Here is an 18,930-nt window from a genome sequence, read left to right as displayed (position 1 = left end):
AACTCAGTTTGTCTAAGATTGATGTGTTGTTTTAAATAAGTTTTTGTAGGGGGAGAAGGTATGGAGAGAAGTTTATCCATGGAGCTAGTCCGTGTGACGGAGGCAGCTGCTTTGGCATCTGCACGTTGGATGGGCCGAGGTCGTAAGGAAGAAGCGGATGATGCCGCAACTTCTGCAATGCGTGATGTTTTCGATACCGTTCCGATGAAAGGAACTGTCGTAATTGGAGAGGGAGAAATGGACGAGGCACCGATGCTTTATATCGGAGAAAAGCTCGGAACAGGTTTCGGTCCACGAGTTGATGTAGCTGTCGATCCTCTCGAAGGTACGAATATTGTAGCGAACGGTACTTGGAATGCACTTGCCGTTCTTGCCATTGCGGATCATGGCAATCTTCTTCATGCACCAGACATGTATATGGACAAGATTGCAGTCGGTCCTGAAGCGGTAGGGATGATCGATATCAATGCATCAGTCACCGATAATTTGAAAGCGGTGGCACGCGCGAAGAACAAGGATATTGAAGATGTCGTAGCGATTATTTTGAATCGTGAACGTCATCAGAAAATCATTGATGAAGTACGAGAAGCGGGCGCTAGAATCAAGCTCATCCAGGATGGAGATGTAGCAGCTGCTATCAATACAGCATTTGACGATACAGGCGTGGATATCCTCCTTGGAAGCGGTGGAGCCCCTGAAGGCGTCATCGCAGCGGTTGCTTTGAAATGCCTCGGTGGAGAGCTTCAAGGAAAGCTTTTACCACAAAATGATGAGGAATTAGCGCGTTGCAAGGAGATGGGGATCGATGACATTCACCGTGTCCTGATGATGGACGATATCGTGAAGGGTGATGACGCCATCTTTGCTGCGACAGGGGTAACAGATGGAGAGTTGTTGAAAGGTGTCCGGTTCAAAGGCGCATCAGGTACAACGCAATCCGTCGTAATGAGAGCGAAATCTGGAACCGTCCGATTCATCGACGGAAAACACAGCCTGAAAAAGAAACCAAATCTAGTAATCAAGCCATAATTATTTCTTTATAAATTACAGTTGATTTCAAAAGAAATTGCTCTATTCTAAAAGATTGTTGCTTTTAAGGTATTTTAATATCAACTTGTGCAAGTTGATTGGAGAGCAAGGTGCGAGACTCCAGCGTGCCTACTACCTGAATAATCTGCTCGCAAGGCATGCGACGAGGAAGCTTGCATCGACAGGACTTTCTTGTAGACGCAGGAGCACAAATGGCTTCCTTGAAAGGAGACTCCTTAGATCGCAAAGCGACGAATGGGCTCACCGCACGCCCCGCGGAAAGCGAGCATCCTGGAGCGGAAATCAACGACATTCAAGAGCAACAAAGTTTTGCGGAAGCAACGAAAGAGATGGAGTAAATTTCGAAGAAATCAACGTCAAAAGGTTGCCACAATGCTGTTTTGAGAAAAACGGCATTGTGATTTCTTGATTATTGATGCTATTTTTGGGTAAAATAAGAATAACTATGTTTATTGCTTCATTCTATAAACTTCTTTTACAATACACTTCTTAATAAACGTTTCATTCCTTCCATGGTATGTCCCTAAAACAACGTTCCATTCTTGAAGAACACATTTGAAGAGCTGAAAGTTATATATGAACTTATTTAAATATGCATGAAAAGTGGTGTACTATGTCCTTTAACTTATCACAATTAGAAAATATGAAACTCAAGGATCTCTATGAGAGAGCCAAAGAACTGAAAATTTCATACTACAGCAAGCTGACGAAAAGAGAATTGATCTTCGCGATCCTAAAGGCACAGGCTGAAAAAGAAGATCTTTCTTTCATGGAAGGAATCTTAGAAATCATTCCTACGGAAGGGTTCGGCTTTTTACGTCCGATCAATTATTCTCCGAGCTCAGAAGATATCTACATTTCCGCTTCCCAAATCCGTCGTTTTGATTTGCGAAATGGGGACAAGGTATCTGGTAAAGTTCGTCCTCCAAAGGAAAATGAACGTTATTACGGTTTGCTGCATGTAGCGGCAGTAAACGGCGAAGATCCGGATACAGCAAAAGAACGTGTCCACTTCCCGGCTTTGACTCCGTTATATCCAGAGCAAAAGATGACGCTTGAAACATCCGCACAGAATGTGTCGACAAGAATCATGGATATGATTTCACCCGTCGGTTTCGGTCAGCGTGGTCTCATTGTCGCACCTCCAAAAGCGGGTAAGACAACTCTTTTAAAAGAGATCGCTCACAGTGTGACAACGAACAATCCTGACACAGAGCTCATCGTCCTGTTGATTGATGAGCGACCTGAGGAAGTAACCGACATCGAGCGTTCTGTAGAAGGTGATGTGGTCAGCTCGACGTTCGACGAAGTCCCTGAAAACCATATCAAAGTAGCTGAGCTTGTACTTGAGCGTGCAATGCGTCTCGTCGAGCACAAGAAAGATGTTGTCATCTTGATGGATAGTATCACTCGTTTGGCGCGAGCTTACAATCTTGTCATCCCACCGAGTGGACGAACACTCTCGGGTGGTATCGATCCAGCTGCCTTCCATAAGCCGAAGCGTTTCTTCGGGGCTGCGCGTAACATTGAAGACGGTGGAAGCTTGACGATTTTAGCGACAGCTCTTGTCGAAACAGGCTCCCGTATGGATGACGTCATTTATGAAGAGTTCAAAGGTACGGGTAACATGGAACTTCACCTCGACCGCAAGCTTGCAGAACGTCGTATTTTCCCTGCGATCGATATTCGTCGATCTGGAACGAGAAAAGAAGAAATGTTGATTGCAAAAGAGCATCTTGAGCACTTATGGGCAATCCGTAAGACGATGGATGATTCGTATGATTTCATTGAGCATTTCATGAGACGGATCAAGAAAACGAAGACGAATGAAGAGTTTTTCCATATGTTCGAGAAAGAACGTTCCGGTGGACAATCGAAAAAGATGACCGTTAAATAGGTTGTTGAAATCTGTAAGAAATCCTGATATACTACGTCATGTGTGCAAATAACTCTGTTCCTTAAGGGTTCAGGGCAGAAGGAGATGAATAGGATGAAACAAGCAATCCATCCAGATTACAAAAAAGCGAAAGTATCTTGCGCTTGTGGAAATGAATTTGAAACAGGTTCTGTAAAAGAAGATATTCGCGTTGAAATTTGTTCTGAATGTCATCCGTTCTACACAGGTCGTCAGAAGTTTGCTGACGCTGGTGGACGTGTTGATCGCTTTAAGAAAAAATACAACCTTAAGTAATAAGGTATTTTTTAAAACAGGCAGGGGATCGCCCTCTTGCCTGTTTTTTACTTCTTAAAAGCTCATGGAATGCAAGGGTTAGCAGATGATGAAATGAATTATCTGCTTTTTTCACGGAAATTTGTCGTTTTTCTCAAGTTTACTCTGTTAAACGGAAAAGCGTCTAAAAAACATCCAATCCTATACTTATGTTTTGTTACAATAGACAAAGAATACATATAGAGAAAAAATCGGATACGTAAGGTATGAAAACAGTTTTATTTAGAGTGGCGAAGGGAGATACGGACATGTACGTAATGAAAAAAGATGGTTGGGTCGAGCTGATCTGTGGCAGCATGTTTTCGGGAAAATCAGAGGAGTTGATTCGACGTGTTCGCCGTGCCACGTTCGGAAAGCAGAAGGTACAAGTCTTCAAGCCATTACTCGATGATCGGTACAGTAAAGAGGAAGTTGTGTCCCATAACGGAACTGCTGTCTTGGCGCTACCGGTGAAGGATTCAACGGAAATTTCAAATATCGTTTCTTTTGATACAGAAGTCGTTGCAATTGATGAAGTGCAATTTTTTGACGATGAAGTCGTAGAAGTCATCCAACAACTCGCGAACAGTGGAAAGCGAGTCATCGTTGCAGGATTAGACCAGGATTTCCGAGGAGAACCGTTCGGCGTCGTTCCTGAATTGATGGCGTTGGCTGAAAGTGTGACCAAGCTTCATGCAGTGTGCCTCGTTTGCGGAAGCCCAGCAAGTCGTACTCAACGGTTGATCGATGGTAAACCGGCATCCTATAACGATCCGATCATCCTTGTAGGCGCATCGGAATCGTACGAGCCTCGATGCAGGCACTGCCATGAAGTACCCGAACATCCCAAAATGACAACAAAAGAACAACCACAAACGTTCTAAATCATATAGCCGAAGGGGAACCGCAAATCGAGCGGTTCCTTTTTTAATTACAAAGCCCTACGGTGCCAGGTACCGAATGAGAAGCCTTGGTACCGTTTACTTCCTTTTCGGTACCTGGCACTGAAATCACTTTTCATCTCCAAAATCTGTCATGGGAGTCTATCTCGTATGTGGTTATCCTAAGCATACGGGGGTGTATATTTTGAAAACAGCAGCATTTCTAAGTGCAATTGTGCTCATGACTGCTTGTTCACCAATGCGACCTCCAACGACCGAGGAGATTGCCGAGCGGGAGCCTTCTGCATTTGAAACGAAAGAAGACAAAAATCCTCTCGTAGGTCACGGCATCGTCAACCACCATTTGACGAATCGGAAACCGAACCGAAGCTACATCTATGAAGCGAATCAAAACCCGAACAGCTATCGAAACCTCAATTCGAAGCGATTCACGATCAGTGATGATCAGGATAAGATTCGTGAAGCTGTAGTGGATGCGACGGGTAGAAGAGCGCAGTTCGTGACCATCAATGGAAACCGTGCCTATATTCATGTGAATGTTCCAAAGGACTTCACGAAAAAACAGATGAAAGACATGCGCAATGAAATTGAAGACGCCGTCCAACTATCTGTTCCAAGGTATCGGATCCATGTTCGCTTAGACAATAAATAAGCGTAAATAAGGGGCCGACCACAGCATGTGGTCAGCCCCTCTTCTAAAAAGTATTTCTTTATTTTTTCGCTCTTCTTGCTGCTTGTTGGATTGGATCCCACACACCATTGTACGGCGGTGCGTAGCTCAAATCGAGATCCTCCAAGTCATGCAGACTCATTTTATGGAACAGAGCCATCGCCATCACATCTACACGTTTATCTACGCCGTTTTTTCCGATAAACTGGCCGCCGAGCAATCGCTGATTTTTCGTGTTGAAAAGTAGCTTTACATACAATTTCTCAGCACCTGGATAATAGCCAGCAATGTCCTTCGCTTTCGTTCGAATCGTATCGTACGGGAGGTTCATTGCTCGTGCTTCACGTTCCGAAAGGCCTGTCCGCCCGAGGGTCAGGTCCATGAATTTAATGACAGACGTGCCGACGATACCCTGGAACGCTTTCGGTTGATCGATCATATTCAACCCAGCGATTCGCCCTTGCTTGTTCGCTGTTGTTCCCAGTGGGATATGGTCGTTCGTTTCTTTTACACGGTGATAATGAGTCGCGCAGTCCCCTGCAGCATACACATCTTTTACGTTCGTCTTCATGTATGGGTCAACGATGACGACACCTTTCTCATTCATATGCACAGGTGTATTCTTCAAAAAGTCCGTATTCGGCTGAACTCCAATCGCAATCAGCACCAAATCAGATTCATACTTGTTCTGGTCTGTCACCACAGTTTCGACGCGATCCGTTCCTTCAAAGCTTTCCACTTGTTCGCTGAAGCACAGCTCAATCCCGTGCTTTTCAGCTTCCTCATGAATATAGCTTGCCATATCTTCATCGAAAATTTTTGCAACTTGCTCATTCCGTTCGATCAGCCTTACTTTTTTACCGAGTTCAGCGAAACTTTCCGCCATTTCAAGCCCGATGTAGCCACCACCGATGACCGTCACTTTTTCCACCTGATGGTCGAGACTTTCCATGATTGCTTTCGCATCCGGAATCGTCTTCAACGTATGGATGCCGTTCAGGTCGCGTCCATCCCAGTCTGGTACAATCGGTCGGACCCCGGTTGCAACGAGCAAACGATCGTACTCATATGTAAAATCCTCATCCGTTTCAAGGTTTTTTCCGCTTACCGTCTTGGTTTCGGTATCCACACTTCTTACTTCATGATAAACCGTCGCGTTTATGCCGTATTTTTCACGGAAGGTTTCGACATCGCGCGCAATCAGATCTTCCGCTTCCGGAATTAGACCGCTGATTACGTAAGGCAATCCGCATTGACCGTATGAATAGATATCTCCTTTTTCAAGGGTGGTGACCTCTGCATCCGGGTCGTTCCGAACGATTTGCATGGCCGCACTCATTCCTGCAGCATCCCCACCGATAATGACATATTTCATCTCGATCACGACTCCTTTCTAATATGGACTAGATGTCTATTAGTATGGCACTTCTTATCTTCTTTCATTATACACTCAAGAATACCTTCCACTCATCGAATCTTACTTTGTGAAAGGGGTTTTTACACATGCTATACATCGATGCGAATGGACCTGATTGGGGAGGTCAAGAACCTGAAAACATACCAGCACTGATCAAACGGTTGAAATCGGAACCACTCGATCCCATTTATGAAACGATGGGCAACTTCATCGTATCGTACCAACCGAGTAGTTGGACGCCGGAAAACAAGCGATTTGAAGGCTGTACGCACTTTTTCGGTCACTTTGCGACGTCACCATACGTCTTCAGTATCATTACTGATGAGAAGGTCGTCATCGATTCGTTGACTTCCGCCATTCGAATGAACCAATGCCGGACGGACTACGAACGAATCAAACATAACGCAAAAATATAACGAACGCTCCCCGTACTTCCATTCCCGACTACATAGAAGATGAACCGTTTTTAATGCGAAGACTGCTACCGAAAAATCTCAGGTTCTAAATCTCCCTCCTAGCGAGGCTTAGTTTTTAGATATGATTTCACACGAAATTCACGACACTCCTGCGGGAACAGCGAGCCAGGCAAGACCCCACAGCGAACGGGTGGTCTGTGATCAACCTGTGAGCGAGGAGGCTTGCGGTTCGCCCGCGGAAAGGGAGTGAATTTCGAAGAAATCATTTCCACTCTATCTTCCTGAAACTGTACTTTGACGACCTATGAGACGTATACTATAATGTTAATGTTAAGCAACTTTTCGGATTTATGAATGAAAGTAACACATTGGGATGGTGAACCGTTGTGCTAGAGCGTTTACAATCGATTGAAGATCGATACAATAAGTTGAATGAATTGTTGAGTGACCCGGAAGTCATCAGCGATTCGAAAAAGCTGAGAGAATATTCGAAGGAACAGTCGGATCTCGAAGAAACTGTTACAGCCTATCGTGAATATAAAGAGGTAACGGAAGAGCTTGAAGGAGCAGAGCAAATGCTCGAAGAAAAGCTCGATGCTGAAATGCGTGAAATGGTAAAAATGGAGCTTTCCGAGCTGAAAGACCGTCATGAAGAGCTGACTCAACAGCTGAAAGTCCTTCTTTTACCGAAAGACCCGAACGATGACAAGAACGTTATCATCGAGATTCGTGGGGCAGCTGGTGGAGATGAAGCGGCGTTGTTTGCTGCGGACCTTTATAAAATGTACAGCCGATATGCGGAAATGCAAGGCTGGAAATCAGAAATCATCGAAGCAAGTTATACGGAGCTTGGTGGCTATAAGGAAATCATCTTCATGGTGAACGGTGCAGGTGCTTACTCCAAACTGAAGTATGAAAATGGAGCTCACCGTGTGCAACGTGTTCCGACGACAGAATCTGGTGGACGTATCCATACTTCCACAGCTACGGTTGCGGTTTTACCTGAAGCGGAAGAAGTTGAAATTGATATCCATGAAAAAGATATCCGTGTCGACACGTTCGCATCCAGTGGTCCTGGTGGACAGTCGGTCAACACGACGATGTCTGCAGTCCGTTTAACGCATGAACCGACTGGAATCGTCGTTTCCTGTCAGGATGAAAAGTCCCAGATCAAGAACAAAGAAAAAGCGATGAAAGTATTGCGTGCACGTATTTATGATAAGTTCCAGCAGGAAGCGATGGATGAGTACGCGGCGAACCGTAAGTCTGCGGTCGGAACAGGAGACCGTTCTGAGCGGATCCGTACGTACAACTTCCCGCAAAACCGTGTGACCGACCACCGTATCGGTCTGACGATCCAAAAGCTGGATCAGATCCTACAAGGTAAAGTGGAAGAATTCATCGAAGCGCTGATCTTGGAAGAACAAACAAACGCGATGAAACAGGCGGAAGCATAATGAAACAGATGAATGTGATTGAAGCCCTCCGTTGGGCTTCTTCTTTTTTAAAAGAAAAGAATAGGGAGCCGAACGCAGGCGAGTTGTTGCTCGGACATGTCCTCAGAATGAGACGTGGTGAATTGTTGGCTGCTTTCGAACGCGAGTTGTCCGAAGTGGAACAGAAACAGTTTACGGAATTCGTTCATCAGCATGGAGATGGAGAGCCGATCCAGTACATCACCAAGACGGAAGAGTTCTACGGTAGACCGTTCACAGTAAATCCTGAGGTGCTCATCCCGAGACCAGAGACGGAAGAACTTGTCCTCGCTGTACTCGAACGCTTAAAGCACTTTTTTACCGAATCAAAAGCACTCAACGTCGTCGATATCGGAACAGGGAGTGGGATCATTGCGGTTACGCTAAAGCTCGAGCGTCCGGACATGAAGGTGACTGGCGTCGATATTGCGGAAGAGTCGTTAAAAGTTTCCCGCAAGAACGGTGAAGCGCTTGGAGCGGATGTCCGTTGGGTGCAAGGAGATTTGCTGCAGCCGTTCCTGGCAACAGAAGAACGGTTTGACATCGTCGTTTCAAACCCACCGTACATTCCGGAAGCGGACATCGCGACGCTCGATGAAGTCGTGAAGGATCATGAGCCGATCCGTGCGCTCGTCGGCGGTGAAGATGGCTACGTTTTTTACAAGCAGATCATAGATCAGCTTCCTGAAGTCGTAGCGGACCGCGCGCTTGTCGCTTTCGAAGTCGGTTACGACCAAGGGGAAACAGTCGCATCACTGCTTAAAGAACGTTTTGGAGAGAAGATTCAGTCAGAAGTTCTGAAGGACATCAACGGAAAAGAGCGGATCGTAATCGGGACTTTGACGAGATAATGAGAGAACTTGTTGCGACTTTCCCAGGCACGACGCGATTCACTCAACCTAGCAAAAAATTTCACTAGATTACGAGTATAAAAAGATCATCCACCGTCCACACTGTTTACCAGAAAGGGTGTGGGTGAGAGATGAAACGCAAGACAATCGTACTTATCTTATTATCTTTAATGATTATGGTCGTATTCTATGAAACTCAAATAAAAGTGGCGAATGCCTCTTTCAATGACGTACCGCAAGAAATGATTCCGGATGAGTCGATCCGATTAAGAATCCTCGCGAACAGCGATTCGAAAGCCGATCAAGAAGTGAAGCGCTCCATCCGAGACGAAGTGAATGCACAAATCACGAACTGGGTATTGGGGATCGAATCCATTGATGAAGCGAGAACGATCATCAAGCAAGAGCTTCCATCTATCAAAAAGATCGTCCAACAAGCACTACTTCAAAAAGGGATCCAAGAAGCGTTTTCTGTAGATTTCGGCAATGTATCTTTTCCGACGAAAATGTATGGGGATCTTGTCTATCCAGCAGGGGAATATGAAGCAGTGTTGATTTCAATTGGAGAAGGAACAGGTGCAAATTGGTGGTGTGTATTGTTCCCACCGCTATGCTTCCTTGATTTTGACAACGGAGATGCTGTCCAACCGGAACAAGAAGGTAGTGAGCAAGCTGTTGCTGAAGCCGTTCAGGAACAGGCGGAAGAACCGGAAGTGAAATTTTTCGTTTTCGAGCTTTTCGATAAAATAGTTGGCGGGCTAGGGAATCTATTTGCTTAATGATAGATTCCTTATTTCATTAGGGTAGGAGTTGCAGTTTAAAATAGGGTTGTTTTCGCAAACTTTGTTGCTCTTTAACCCTGGCAGTTGGTTTAAACTACGAGATATTCTACCGCTTCGGAAATACACTACGCTTTCCGCGGGCTCGCGCTAAGCCTCCTCGCTCGCAAAGTACGCTCACTGTAGGGTCTCAGCGTCTTCGCTTTCCCGCAGGAGTCTACGTGTATTCCCTTCGCTAGGTCCTTTTGATTGGAGTGTAGGACAGTCGACTCCTGCGGGAAAAGCAACGGCTGAAGATCCCGCAGGAAGCGGTTTTACTTCCGAGGAAGCTGAAGCGTTGCCCGCGGAAAGCGACTGTCCGTAGTGGAAATCAACGACCTTCAAAAGCAACAAAGCCTTCTAGTAAAAATAAAGTGGGATAATCTCTTCTTTCCATTCATAGAATAGAGTAGAATTGCTAGAAGGGAGAGGGTGAGATGTTATCGTTTCGACCTGCTGAGACGAACGATACCCCATCTATTAAACAATTTGTAGCACAGGCCGGTCTTTCAAGTGAAGGCATTGAAAATTGCATACAGACATTCATCATCCTGGAAACGGACAAAAAGAAAATGGCTGGAACGGTAGGACTGGAGCGATTCGGAACCGATGGACTCATTCGATCACTCGTATTGGATAAAGAGTATTCATCAGAGGAATTATTACTGCAATTATTGAAAGCCGTCATTCGGCTTGCCGATTACAAAGGCATTGAAACAGTGTATTTGTTAACGAGAGTGACCTCGATTTTTTATGCGCTAGGATTCACAGAAATTCCGTATGATAAGGTTCCGGATGACTTGTTGAACAGTCCACATTTGAAGCAATATGACCGGGATCAAATCGCGATAATGAAACGACAATTGATACCATCCACATAGTTATCCACAGCACTATCCACAAATCCGGAATAGTTGTGGGTAAGGTGTGGAAAGACCTGAATAATATACACTTTAAAGGAGTACTTACCCACATGGAACAGTTGATAACATCGAGATGGAATGTGGAAAATGTGGATAACTTACGTGAGCATCCTTCGATACAGGAGGCTGCAATGTGGATGAGGGAAGGCGAGGTCATCGCGTTCCCTACAGAAACGGTTTACGGACTGGGGGCGAACGCTTGCTCCAACGAAGCGATTGAAAAGATTTTCGAAGCGAAAGGACGTCCGAGCGATAATCCACTGATTGTCCATATAGCAAATCAAGACCAGTTGAAGCAAGCGGCTTCTTCCTGGTCGCATACGGCAGAACGACTGATGGATGCGTTCTGGCCAGGTCCTTTGACGATCATTTTACCGAAAAACAAAAGTATTGCAGAGAGAACGACTGCTGGACTTGAGAGCGTAGGGGTGCGGATGCCCGACCATCCTGTTGCCCTTGCCTTGATTGAAGCGGCTGGGGTACCGATTGCCGCGCCAAGTGCGAACCGGTCTGGAAAACCGAGCCCGACAAAGGGTGACCATGTGGACAAAGACCTGAATGGTAGAATCAAAGGAATCATTGATGCAGGGACTACTGGTGTTGGGTTGGAGTCGACCGTCGTCGAAGTGACGGACGACCAAGTTACGATTCTTCGGCCAGGCGGCATCACGAAAGCTCAGCTTGAATCGGTTGTGGAAAACGTCTCATGGGATCATGCGCTTTTTGAAAAAGAACAAGTGCCGAAATCTCCAGGGATGAAGTACACCCACTACGCACCGGATGCGCCTCTCTTCCTAATTGAAGGTTCCAACGACTTTTTCCAATCCGTCATTGATCGATTCAGAAGTGAAGGGAAGAGAGTCGGAATTCTTGTGAGTGACGAACTTGCTTCGCATTTATCCACAGATGTGTTGAAAACATTGGGAACCTCGACCCGAGTCGAAGGTATAGCGCAAAGGCTTTATGATCAGCTAAGAGCATTCGATGAGACGGAAGTGGATGTCATTTTAGCTGAAATGTACCCGATTGACGGGCTAGGGGAAGCGCTCATGAACCGGCTGTTGAAGGCAGCGGGAAATCAAGTGATTTCTGAACATAAGGAACGGGACTGACTAACGTCAGCCCCGTTTTTTTACACTTGGAAAGACAATTTCACGGTTGTGCCTTCTCCAACTTCACTCTCGATTTCAATCGTTCCATTATGATTCTCTACAATCTTGTTGCAAATCATCATGCCGAGTCCGGTTCCTCTTTCTTTTGTAGTGAAGAACGGCTCACCGATACTAGGAATTTGATCCTGCGGTATTCCACATCCTTCATCGGTAAACGAAATCGTAACGATGTTTTCGTGCCGTTCCGCTTTGATAAAGAGTAACCCGCCTTTCTCCTCCATCGCCTCCATACCATTTTTCATCAGATTGATGAACACTTGCTTTAGCTGGTCGGCTTCACAATCTATAATTAAATCTGAATCAAAATCAAGGATGAACTGGATATTGTGCAAGTTAGCCTGGGCTTCCAAAAGTGCTGCAGCTTCCTGTAGAATGCGTCTTACATCGTTCTTTTTCACATTTTTCGGCTGAGGTTTCGCAAGCATCATGAATTCCCCGACGATCGTATTAATTCTTTCAAGCTCTGAAAGCATGATTTGATAGTATTCGCTTTCCTCACTCCGAGCGTTCGCTTTCAGCAGATGGGTGAAACCTTTCAAGGAAGTGAGTGGGTTTCGGATTTCATGTGCGATTCCAGCTGCCAATTGCCCCAGTACTGCGAGTTTTTCAGACTTTCTGAGAAAATCCTCAGTTTGCTTCCGTTCTGTAATGTCCCTTGAGATCGTCACGATGGAATCCAGTTCACTTTGACAATTGACGACCGCTGTCCCATAACTTTCTAGAATGATATAATCTCCGCCCGCTTTTCTCAAGCGAATTTCCATTTTCAAAGATTCCTTCGTCTGCTTCAATTGTTCAATCGCTTCCAACAAATCTGGTAGGTCTTCTGGATGGACGAGCTGGGTCCATTGAGTTTGAGTGAATTCTCCTTTTTGATACCCCAAAATCGATTGATGGGAGGGAGAAGAGTATTTGATTTGTCCATCCGGATCGAACACGTTGATCAAGTCCATCGTGTGCTCGGTTATGATTTTGTATTGTTCGTTCTTGTTCCGGAGCTCATCCTGCGCAATCCGCTGGGTATGGATATCCCTCGTGATGGCGGAGTATCCGATGATGTTTCCGTTTTCGTCTTCTAGCGGTGATAAGGACACACTTACATAAAATCGCGAGCCGTCCTTTTTGATTCGCGTCGTCTCGATGCCTGTGAATTTTTTCCCTTCTAGAACCTGTTGAACCGTTTCTAGATAGTGGTCCTTACTTTCCTCTGGGACGTAAGGGATGGATTTCTCAATCAGTTCATCTTCTTTCCAGCCGAAAAAATGCTCGAACGCCGGGTTTGCTCGGATCAAGCGATTGTTTCGGTCGAAGATTGCAATGGAATCCGCAGAGTGTTCAATCATGGAGGAAATCCGGTCTTTCAGAAAATGGACCTCACGCTCATTTCTCTTTTGTTCCGTAATATCCTTCACGATACCGTATATGATATGAACCTCATTCTCGATGAGGATCGGAATGGTCGTAACGTGTATGTAGAGTCGATGACCTTTCTTATGCATGATGACCGTCTCAAAGTCTAAAACTTCTCCATTCAAGGACCGCTGAAAATAGTCGGCAGCACGGTCTCTTTCTTCAGGGACAATCAGGGGCATGAACGGATGATCCGCAAGCTCATCTTCCTCGTAGCCACCAATCAGGCTCGTCACAGAATTGATGAAGTCGAACTCCCCATCTTTATTTAATGTAAAAATGCCATCTGGATGGTTCTCAATCAAAGTGTGGAAATAATTCTCGCGTTTATCGAGTTGCTTTTCTACCTTTATCTTTTCGCTGATGTCCACGCAGAAACCTTGCAATTGCAGAACATTGCCATTCTCATCACAGACAGGGGAGACGGATCCCAGATAAGGAATTCCGTTCACCTCATCTTCATAAGTGACCGCATCTCCTTCCCAAGCGCGGTTATATGAAATGACTCTGCGCATGGCGACTTCCATAGGTAAGCAATCTTCTATGCATTTCCCTGTAAAATCATCCGTTTCAAAACCGAATTTTTGAAGAAGCACACCTTTGCATGTGAGAAAACGAAAGGTATCTCCATCTTTTTCAACGAGGAACATCAAGCTGTCCCGAACTTGATTCTTCACTCCGAGTCCAGCTGATGTAAGAGTTGAAGACATAGCTCTATTCAGATGTGTACGATTTCCGTTGAATTCCTGCATGCTGATCCTCCGCTCGGCTAATTTCAATTAGGTAGTTGATTAAATCGATCTCTCCGTAATACATTCCCGATTATACGCTCATTTCCTTCGTCCTCTGAAGATTTCTTCCTATGAAATGGAAGAAATGTCTAATCCCAAGTAGACATGCATACGTTGAATTAGGGATAAAGGGGGAGGACAATCTTGGGTATACCGGTAGTTGGGGAATTTCTTACACTGACGATCATGGCGCTTGCTTTAGGTATGGATGCTTTTTCAATGGGATTAGGGATGGGGATGATCACCCTCAGGCTCAAGCAAATTTTGAAAATCGGTATTCTGATCGGCATTTTCCATATGGTCATGCCCCTACTCGGAATGACTGTAGGGAAGCAGCTGACCGTCCATTTCGGCAACATCGCAACACTGATTGGCGGAGTTCTGTTGATCATACTCGGCATCCAGATGATCGTTTCCTCTTTACGCTCGAACGATGAGCCCTTCATCACACCTAGAGGCTTTGGTGTCTGGCTATTTGCGCTGAGTGTCAGTTTGGACAGCTTTTCAGTCGGCTTGAGCCTTGGGATTTTTGGTGCGAAAGTCGTCATGACGATTTTCTTATTCGGCGTCATCAGTATGGGATTGACCTGGCTCGGGTTATTGATCGGACGGAAAACCCAAAAATGGTTCGGATCCTACGGAGAAGCCCTCGGCGGATGCATCCTCCTATCCTTTGGATTGAAGCTGCTGTGGTGACACGCGTTATATTTATATAAGGCTTTAAAGAAAGTGCGGAAAGTGACCTTCTATGAATAATCCTCAATGCCCTCCATAAAAAAGTTATGGACGCGGAGCGGAAATAAGCTTGGGTGAGAAGAATAAGGAGCCAAGTTGACTTGAAGCTCCTTATTTTAGAGGCCAAGTATGGAGGGCATGAAGTGCTCTTAGAGTTGAACCGCCCAACACTCATCCATTAAAATAAAAAGTAATAAACACAGAGCAAAACTCACAAGCTACCACTAGGAGGCTTTACATGAACATCTTATTCGTATGCACTGGAAACACATGCCGAAGCCCGATGGCGGAAGCGATCTTACGCCACCGCTCGGACGACTCCATCCAAGTGCGCTCGGCAGGCATTTTTGCCTCGAACGGAAGTCCTGCGAGCCGTCAGTCGATCGAAGTTTTACAAGATCAAGGAATAGAAATCAATCACCAGTCACAACCACTGACAGCAGAGCTCGTCGAATGGGCAGACCTGGTGCTGACGATGACTGGCCAACATAAGCAGGCAATCCTTTCTCAATTCCCATCCAAGATTGGACACATTTTTACATTAAAAGAGCATGTATTAGCAGAGAAGGAAACGTTAGACAAATTGGAGCAGATTTATGACAAAATCGGCCAAATCCGAATGGAGCTGTACGACCTTGGGAACAGTGATGAACACAAGCGTCAGGCGCTCATGAGGGAAATGGAAACCAAGATGAAAGAAGCTCAGAAAATCGAACGTACCATGCCTTCTATGGATGTTTCGGATCCATTCGGTGGCTCGAAAGACGTATATTGTCAAACGTACGAGGAATTGGACGAACTCGTACAAAAGTTGGCTGAAAAATATAGTTGAAATAATCTGAGAAACCTGCGATAACAAGGATAGGGAATCAGACCAGTTGAAAGTCTGTTCACGTTCCCTTTACAATGAAGACAAACATCAAATCACTGGAGGCTTCATGCAATGAAAGTAGCAATTGGTAGTGACCATGCAGGTTACAAAATTAAAGAAGATATAAAAGAAGTAATGGATGAGTTGGGTGTTGAATATGAGGACGTTGGCTGCAACTGTGAAGATTCAGTCGACTATCCGGACTACGCCCTTCCAGTCGCTGAGAAAGTGTCTAACGGCGAAGTAGATCGTGGCATCTTGATTTGTGGGACAGGAATTGGCATGTCCATTACAGCGAACAAGGTAAAAGGTGTTCGTTGTGCACTAGTCCATGATCTGTTCAGCGCTAAGGTGACACGCCTTCACAATGATTCAAACGTTCTAGCGATGGGTGAACGAATTGTCGGACCTGGCATTGCAAAAGAAATTGCGAAAGTATGGCTTCAAACGGAATTTGAAGGCGGACGCCACGAGCGACGCGTAAACAAAATTAAAGACGTTGAAACGATGGGCGCTGAGTGATTCACAGCTTTACCTTAAACTAAGGGGAATAGAGAAAGGAAGAGTAGAATGGACGAAACACTGCATCAGATTCAACCTCAAGTGGTGGAAGCCTTGGAGGATCTGGAGCAAGCAACACCGTTGTCATCGAACCATCTGTTGGTTATCGGAGCTAGTACGAGTGAGGTCTTAGGTGAAGAGATCGGGACGTCCGGTACGATGGATGTCGCGTCTCAGTTGTTCGAAGGGATCACTCAATTCCGTAATAAAACGAATGTCCAAATTGCCTTTCAATGTTGTGAACATTTAAACCGCGCATTAGTGATGGAGCGAGAAACTGCTGAACAAAGAGGTTATGAGATCGTCACGGTCATTCCGGTAAGGTCCGCTGGTGGAGCGCTATCCACTTATGCGTATCACCACTTGAATGATCCGGTCGTCGTTGAGCATATTACTGCTGATGCTGGCATCGATATCGGGGATACGTTCATCGGTATGCACCTGAAACATGTTGCTGTACCGGTGCGGTCTAAGGTGAAGTCCATCGGGCATGCACACGTCACGCTTGCACGGACCCGACCGAAGCTGATTGGCGGCGAAAGAGCGGTCTATCCATCTAAAGAAGAACTCACATCCTGTTGATTTCAATAAGGAGGCCGATCCAGTGTGCTGGATCGGCTTTTTATATTGGTAGGAAGAGGGGTCGATTGAGTTATTCATCCCTATTAGAGAGGAAAACTGGATTGATAGTAATGAATAGAGGCTATTCATCCCTAACGGAGCGAAAAACAGGGTTGATGGTAATGAATAGATGCTAATCATCCCTATCGGAGCAAAAAACAGGAATGAAGGTAATGAATAAGAGCGCTATCCTGCCCCAAAGTGGAGTAAGCATAGCATTTCGGGAAGGATAGAGGACTTATCCTGCCCCAAAGTGAGGTAAGCACACATTTCGGGAAGGATAGAGGGCTGATCCTTCCCAAAATAGCGCTAGCCCTCAAGGCACTATAGCTAACTCTTTTGCCTTCCAACACCTTGAATCCTCTACTTAGTTTTAAAAATAAGAGTTTACCATTACAGGACTATTGTAATAATGATAAAATAGATTTGTTGTGAAATTTCGAAAAAATGCAGTTGAGGTCAGTAAAGGAGTGAAACCATGGAACAACTTAAGAAGCAAGATGCAGAACTATTCAATTCGATACAGGATGAACTAGGTCGTCAACGGAACAAGATAGAGTTGATTGCATCTGAAAACTTTGTCAGCCAGGCTGTCATGGAAGCACAAGGATCCGTCCTTACAAACAAGTATGCGGAAGGCTATCCAGGACGCCGTTACTATGGCGGATGTGAGTACGTCGATGTCGTGGAAAATCTGGCGAGAGATCGCGCGAAGAAATTGTTCGGAGCGGAACATGCGAACGTACAGCCACACTCAGGGGCTCAAGCGAACATGGGCGTCTATTTTACTGTGTTAGAACCGGGAGACACTGTGCTTGGGATGAACCTTTCACACGGGGGACACCTGACACACGGAAGTCCGGTCAACTTCAGCGGTAAACTATATAACTTTGTCGAGTATGGTGTAGATGAGAAAGACCATACGATTCAATACGATGATGTCCTTGCGTTGGCACGCGAACACCAGCCGAAGCTGATCGTAGCTGGAGCTAGTGCATATCCAAGAGAGATTGATTTTAAAAAGTTCCGCGAAATCGCAGATGAAGTCGGCGCATACTTGATGGTTGATATGGCGCATATTGCTGGATTGGTCGCGACTGGTCTCCATCCGAGCCCGGTTCCGTATGCAGACTTCGTTACGTCTACGACTCATAAAACGTTGCGCGGACCTCGTGGCGGATTGATCCTCTGTAAGGAAGAGTTCGCGAAGAAAATCGACAAGTCGATCTTCCCTGGAATTCAGGGCGGTCCATTGATGCATGTCATTGCAGCGAAAGCAGTAGCGTTCGGTGAAGCGTTGCAAGAGGACTTCAAAGACTACTCCAAGAACATCATAGACAACGCACGCGTACTTGGTGAAGCATTAAAAGAAGAAGGGCTGTCACTTGTATCGGGTGGTACTGACAATCACTTATTGCTCGTGGATGTCCGTGGTATGAATGTAACAGGTAAAGTTGCCGAACACCTTCTAGATGAAGTCGGTATTACAACAAACAAAAACACGATTCCTTTCGATCCGGAAAGCCCGTTCGTCACGAGTGGACTACGACTTGGAACGGCAGCTGTGACGACAAGAGGATTCACGCAAGAAGATATGAAGGAAATTGCATCCATCATTGCACTCGTCCTCCGCAACCCGGAAGACGAAGCCAAGCAACAAGAAGCAGCACAACGTGTGGAAAAATTATCCTCAAAATATGAGCTCTACGTATAGAACCCTATATTAATAGGAAAGGCGACCCGCAAAGGTCGCCTCTTTTATTTGAATGAAAGTGCAGTACCTGGCACCGACTCGGACGCCTTGGGGCACAAGGGATTTCAATCGGTGCCAGGCACCAAATACAAACCCTTACGGCACAAGGGTTACAAAATGGTACCTGGTACAGTTGAGTACTGCAGAGGTACTGCAGATCATTTTGGGCAGTTATCACTTTGGTACTGTTTTTGGCTTCTCCTGTTATTTCCTGCTGATTCGTGTTGAACTTCACACCTTTTTTCTGTACAATTTTCGAGAGGCAAAAAACCTGCTAAGTTCGTA

General features: G+C 45.5%; 19 protein-coding genes. 17 read left to right on the top strand and 2 right to left on the bottom strand.

Going from position 1 to position 18,930, the window contains the following annotated elements; translation table 11 throughout:
• The first annotated feature begins 60 nt into the window (after positions 1-60).
• The 6 genes from glpX (at position 61) to ACSVDE_RS15260 (ending at position 4,813) form a co-directional block, all read left to right on the top strand.
• Positions 61-1,029 (top strand): class II fructose-bisphosphatase, encoded by a 969-nt coding sequence (gene glpX, locus ACSVDE_RS15285; RefSeq protein WP_226547488.1) that lies wholly within the window; start codon positions 61-63, stop codon positions 1,027-1,029.
• A 212-nt stretch (positions 1,030-1,241) separates the two neighbouring features.
• Positions 1,242-1,388, top strand: a complete 147-nt coding sequence (locus ACSVDE_RS15280) for a hypothetical protein (protein WP_439301716.1) — start codon at positions 1,242-1,244, stop codon at positions 1,386-1,388.
• Between the two features lie 275 nt (positions 1,389-1,663).
• On the top strand, positions 1,664-2,947 hold the full coding sequence (rho, locus tag ACSVDE_RS15275) for a transcription termination factor Rho (RefSeq protein ID WP_439301715.1): 1,284 nt from the start codon (positions 1,664-1,666) through the stop codon (positions 2,945-2,947).
• Between the two features lie 93 nt (positions 2,948-3,040).
• A complete protein-coding gene (rpmE, locus tag ACSVDE_RS15270; protein WP_226547486.1) occupies positions 3,041-3,241 on the top strand; it encodes a 50S ribosomal protein L31 in 201 nt (66 codons plus the stop codon).
• A 287-nt stretch (positions 3,242-3,528) separates the two neighbouring features.
• Complete coding sequence (locus tag ACSVDE_RS15265) at positions 3,529-4,143, top strand: thymidine kinase (RefSeq protein WP_439301714.1); 615 nt, start codon at positions 3,529-3,531, stop codon at positions 4,141-4,143.
• 202 nt (positions 4,144-4,345) lie between these two features.
• The gene (locus tag ACSVDE_RS15260; RefSeq protein ID WP_439301713.1) at positions 4,346-4,813 is read left to right on the top strand and encodes a hypothetical protein; all 468 of its coding nucleotides are present in this window, start codon (positions 4,346-4,348) and stop codon (positions 4,811-4,813) included.
• A gap of 58 nt (positions 4,814-4,871) precedes the next feature.
• Here the strand turns inward: ACSVDE_RS15260 and ACSVDE_RS15255 are convergent, their stop codons facing one another.
• Complete coding sequence (locus ACSVDE_RS15255; RefSeq protein ID WP_439301712.1) at positions 4,872-6,206, bottom strand: CoA-disulfide reductase; 1,335 nt, start codon at positions 6,204-6,206, stop codon at positions 4,872-4,874.
• Between the two features lie 128 nt (positions 6,207-6,334).
• Between ACSVDE_RS15255 and ACSVDE_RS15250 the strand changes: the two genes are divergently transcribed.
• From ACSVDE_RS15250 to ACSVDE_RS15225, 6 genes are all read left to right on the top strand, one after another.
• Positions 6,335-6,664: a hypothetical protein gene (locus ACSVDE_RS15250; protein ID WP_226547482.1), complete on the top strand. Its 330-nt coding sequence runs from the start codon at positions 6,335-6,337 to the stop codon at positions 6,662-6,664.
• 386 nt (positions 6,665-7,050) lie between these two features.
• Entirely contained in the window at positions 7,051-8,121 is a 1,071-nt protein-coding gene (prfA, locus tag ACSVDE_RS15245) for a peptide chain release factor 1 (RefSeq protein WP_439301711.1), read from the top strand.
• A gap of 8 nt (positions 8,122-8,129) precedes the next feature.
• Entirely contained in the window at positions 8,130-8,990 is an 861-nt protein-coding gene (gene prmC, locus ACSVDE_RS15240; RefSeq protein ID WP_439302021.1) for a peptide chain release factor N(5)-glutamine methyltransferase, read from the top strand.
• Positions 8,991-9,121: 131 nt separating this feature from the next.
• A complete protein-coding gene (gene spoIIR, locus ACSVDE_RS15235; protein ID WP_439301710.1) occupies positions 9,122-9,769 on the top strand; it encodes a stage II sporulation protein R in 648 nt (215 codons plus the stop codon).
• Positions 9,770-10,245: 476 nt separating this feature from the next.
• The gene (locus ACSVDE_RS15230; RefSeq protein ID WP_439301709.1) at positions 10,246-10,689 is read left to right on the top strand and encodes a GNAT family N-acetyltransferase; all 444 of its coding nucleotides are present in this window, start codon (positions 10,246-10,248) and stop codon (positions 10,687-10,689) included.
• Between the two features lie 101 nt (positions 10,690-10,790).
• Positions 10,791-11,843, top strand: coding sequence for an L-threonylcarbamoyladenylate synthase (locus ACSVDE_RS15225; protein WP_439302020.1), 1,053 nt, complete (start codon positions 10,791-10,793; stop codon positions 11,841-11,843).
• Positions 11,844-11,863: 20 nt separating this feature from the next.
• Here the strand turns inward: ACSVDE_RS15225 and ACSVDE_RS15220 are convergent, their stop codons facing one another.
• Entirely contained in the window at positions 11,864-14,065 is a 2,202-nt protein-coding gene (locus ACSVDE_RS15220) for a PAS domain S-box protein (RefSeq protein WP_439301708.1), read from the bottom strand.
• Between the two features lie 225 nt (positions 14,066-14,290).
• Here ACSVDE_RS15220 and ACSVDE_RS15215 point away from each other — a divergent pair, with 225 nt between their 5' ends.
• The 5 genes from ACSVDE_RS15215 to glyA all read left to right on the top strand — a co-directional run bounded on the left by ACSVDE_RS15215 (position 14,291) and on the right by glyA (position 18,606).
• Positions 14,291-14,800 (top strand): manganese efflux pump MntP, encoded by a 510-nt coding sequence (locus tag ACSVDE_RS15215; protein WP_439302019.1) that lies wholly within the window; start codon positions 14,291-14,293, stop codon positions 14,798-14,800.
• A gap of 277 nt (positions 14,801-15,077) precedes the next feature.
• Positions 15,078-15,671: a low molecular weight protein arginine phosphatase gene (locus ACSVDE_RS15210; RefSeq protein WP_439301707.1), complete on the top strand. Its 594-nt coding sequence runs from the start codon at positions 15,078-15,080 to the stop codon at positions 15,669-15,671.
• Positions 15,672-15,782: 111 nt separating this feature from the next.
• Positions 15,783-16,232 carry a ribose 5-phosphate isomerase B gene (rpiB, locus tag ACSVDE_RS15205; RefSeq protein ID WP_439301706.1) on the top strand — a complete coding sequence of 150 codons (450 nt, stop codon included), beginning with the start codon at positions 15,783-15,785 and terminating at the stop codon, positions 16,230-16,232.
• A 48-nt stretch (positions 16,233-16,280) separates the two neighbouring features.
• On the top strand, positions 16,281-16,853 hold the full coding sequence (locus ACSVDE_RS15200) for a TIGR01440 family protein (protein ID WP_439301705.1): 573 nt from the start codon (positions 16,281-16,283) through the stop codon (positions 16,851-16,853).
• Positions 16,854-17,370: 517 nt separating this feature from the next.
• Complete coding sequence (gene glyA / locus ACSVDE_RS15195; protein ID WP_439301704.1) at positions 17,371-18,606, top strand: serine hydroxymethyltransferase; 1,236 nt, start codon at positions 17,371-17,373, stop codon at positions 18,604-18,606.
• Positions 18,607-18,930 lie beyond the last annotated feature (324 nt).

It is taken from the genome of Pseudalkalibacillus sp. Hm43 (assembly GCF_051842935.1).
Lineage (GTDB): Bacteria > Bacillota > Bacilli > Bacillales > Fictibacillaceae > Pseudalkalibacillus.
Note: the sequence above shows the minus strand (reverse complement) of the source record. Positions and strands in the feature narration are given on the sequence as shown.

Bases quoted from the DNA above. Each gene is read 5' to 3' on its own strand.
- prmC (WP_439302021.1), top strand. From the start codon at position 8,130: ATGAATGTGATTGAAGCCCTCCGTTGGGCTTCTTCTTTTTTAAAAGAA.
- rpiB (WP_439301706.1), top strand. From the start codon at position 15,783: ATGAAAGTAGCAATTGGTAGTGACCATGCAGGTTACAAAATTAAAGAA.
- ACSVDE_RS15210 (WP_439301707.1), top strand. From the start codon at position 15,078: ATGAACATCTTATTCGTATGCACTGGAAACACATGCCGAAGCCCGATG.
- ACSVDE_RS15280 (WP_439301716.1), top strand. From the start codon at position 1,242: ATGGCTTCCTTGAAAGGAGACTCCTTAGATCGCAAAGCGACGAATGGG.
- ACSVDE_RS15230 (WP_439301709.1), top strand. From the start codon at position 10,246: ATGTTATCGTTTCGACCTGCTGAGACGAACGATACCCCATCTATTAAA.
- ACSVDE_RS15200 (WP_439301705.1), top strand. From the start codon at position 16,281: ATGGACGAAACACTGCATCAGATTCAACCTCAAGTGGTGGAAGCCTTG.
- ACSVDE_RS15255 (WP_439301712.1), bottom strand. From the start codon at position 6,206: ATGAAATATGTCATTATCGGTGGGGATGCTGCAGGAATGAGTGCGGCC.
- glpX (WP_226547488.1), top strand. From the start codon at position 61: ATGGAGAGAAGTTTATCCATGGAGCTAGTCCGTGTGACGGAGGCAGCT.
- ACSVDE_RS15220 (WP_439301708.1), bottom strand. From the start codon at position 14,065: ATGCAGGAATTCAACGGAAATCGTACACATCTGAATAGAGCTATGTCT.
- glyA (WP_439301704.1), top strand. From the start codon at position 17,371: ATGGAACAACTTAAGAAGCAAGATGCAGAACTATTCAATTCGATACAG.
- rho (WP_439301715.1), top strand. From the start codon at position 1,664: ATGTCCTTTAACTTATCACAATTAGAAAATATGAAACTCAAGGATCTC.
- spoIIR (WP_439301710.1), top strand. From the start codon at position 9,122: ATGAAACGCAAGACAATCGTACTTATCTTATTATCTTTAATGATTATG.
- ACSVDE_RS15215 (WP_439302019.1), top strand. From the start codon at position 14,291: ATGGCGCTTGCTTTAGGTATGGATGCTTTTTCAATGGGATTAGGGATG.
- ACSVDE_RS15265 (WP_439301714.1), top strand. From the start codon at position 3,529: ATGTACGTAATGAAAAAAGATGGTTGGGTCGAGCTGATCTGTGGCAGC.
- ACSVDE_RS15250 (WP_226547482.1), top strand. From the start codon at position 6,335: ATGCTATACATCGATGCGAATGGACCTGATTGGGGAGGTCAAGAACCT.
- rpmE (WP_226547486.1), top strand. From the start codon at position 3,041: ATGAAACAAGCAATCCATCCAGATTACAAAAAAGCGAAAGTATCTTGC.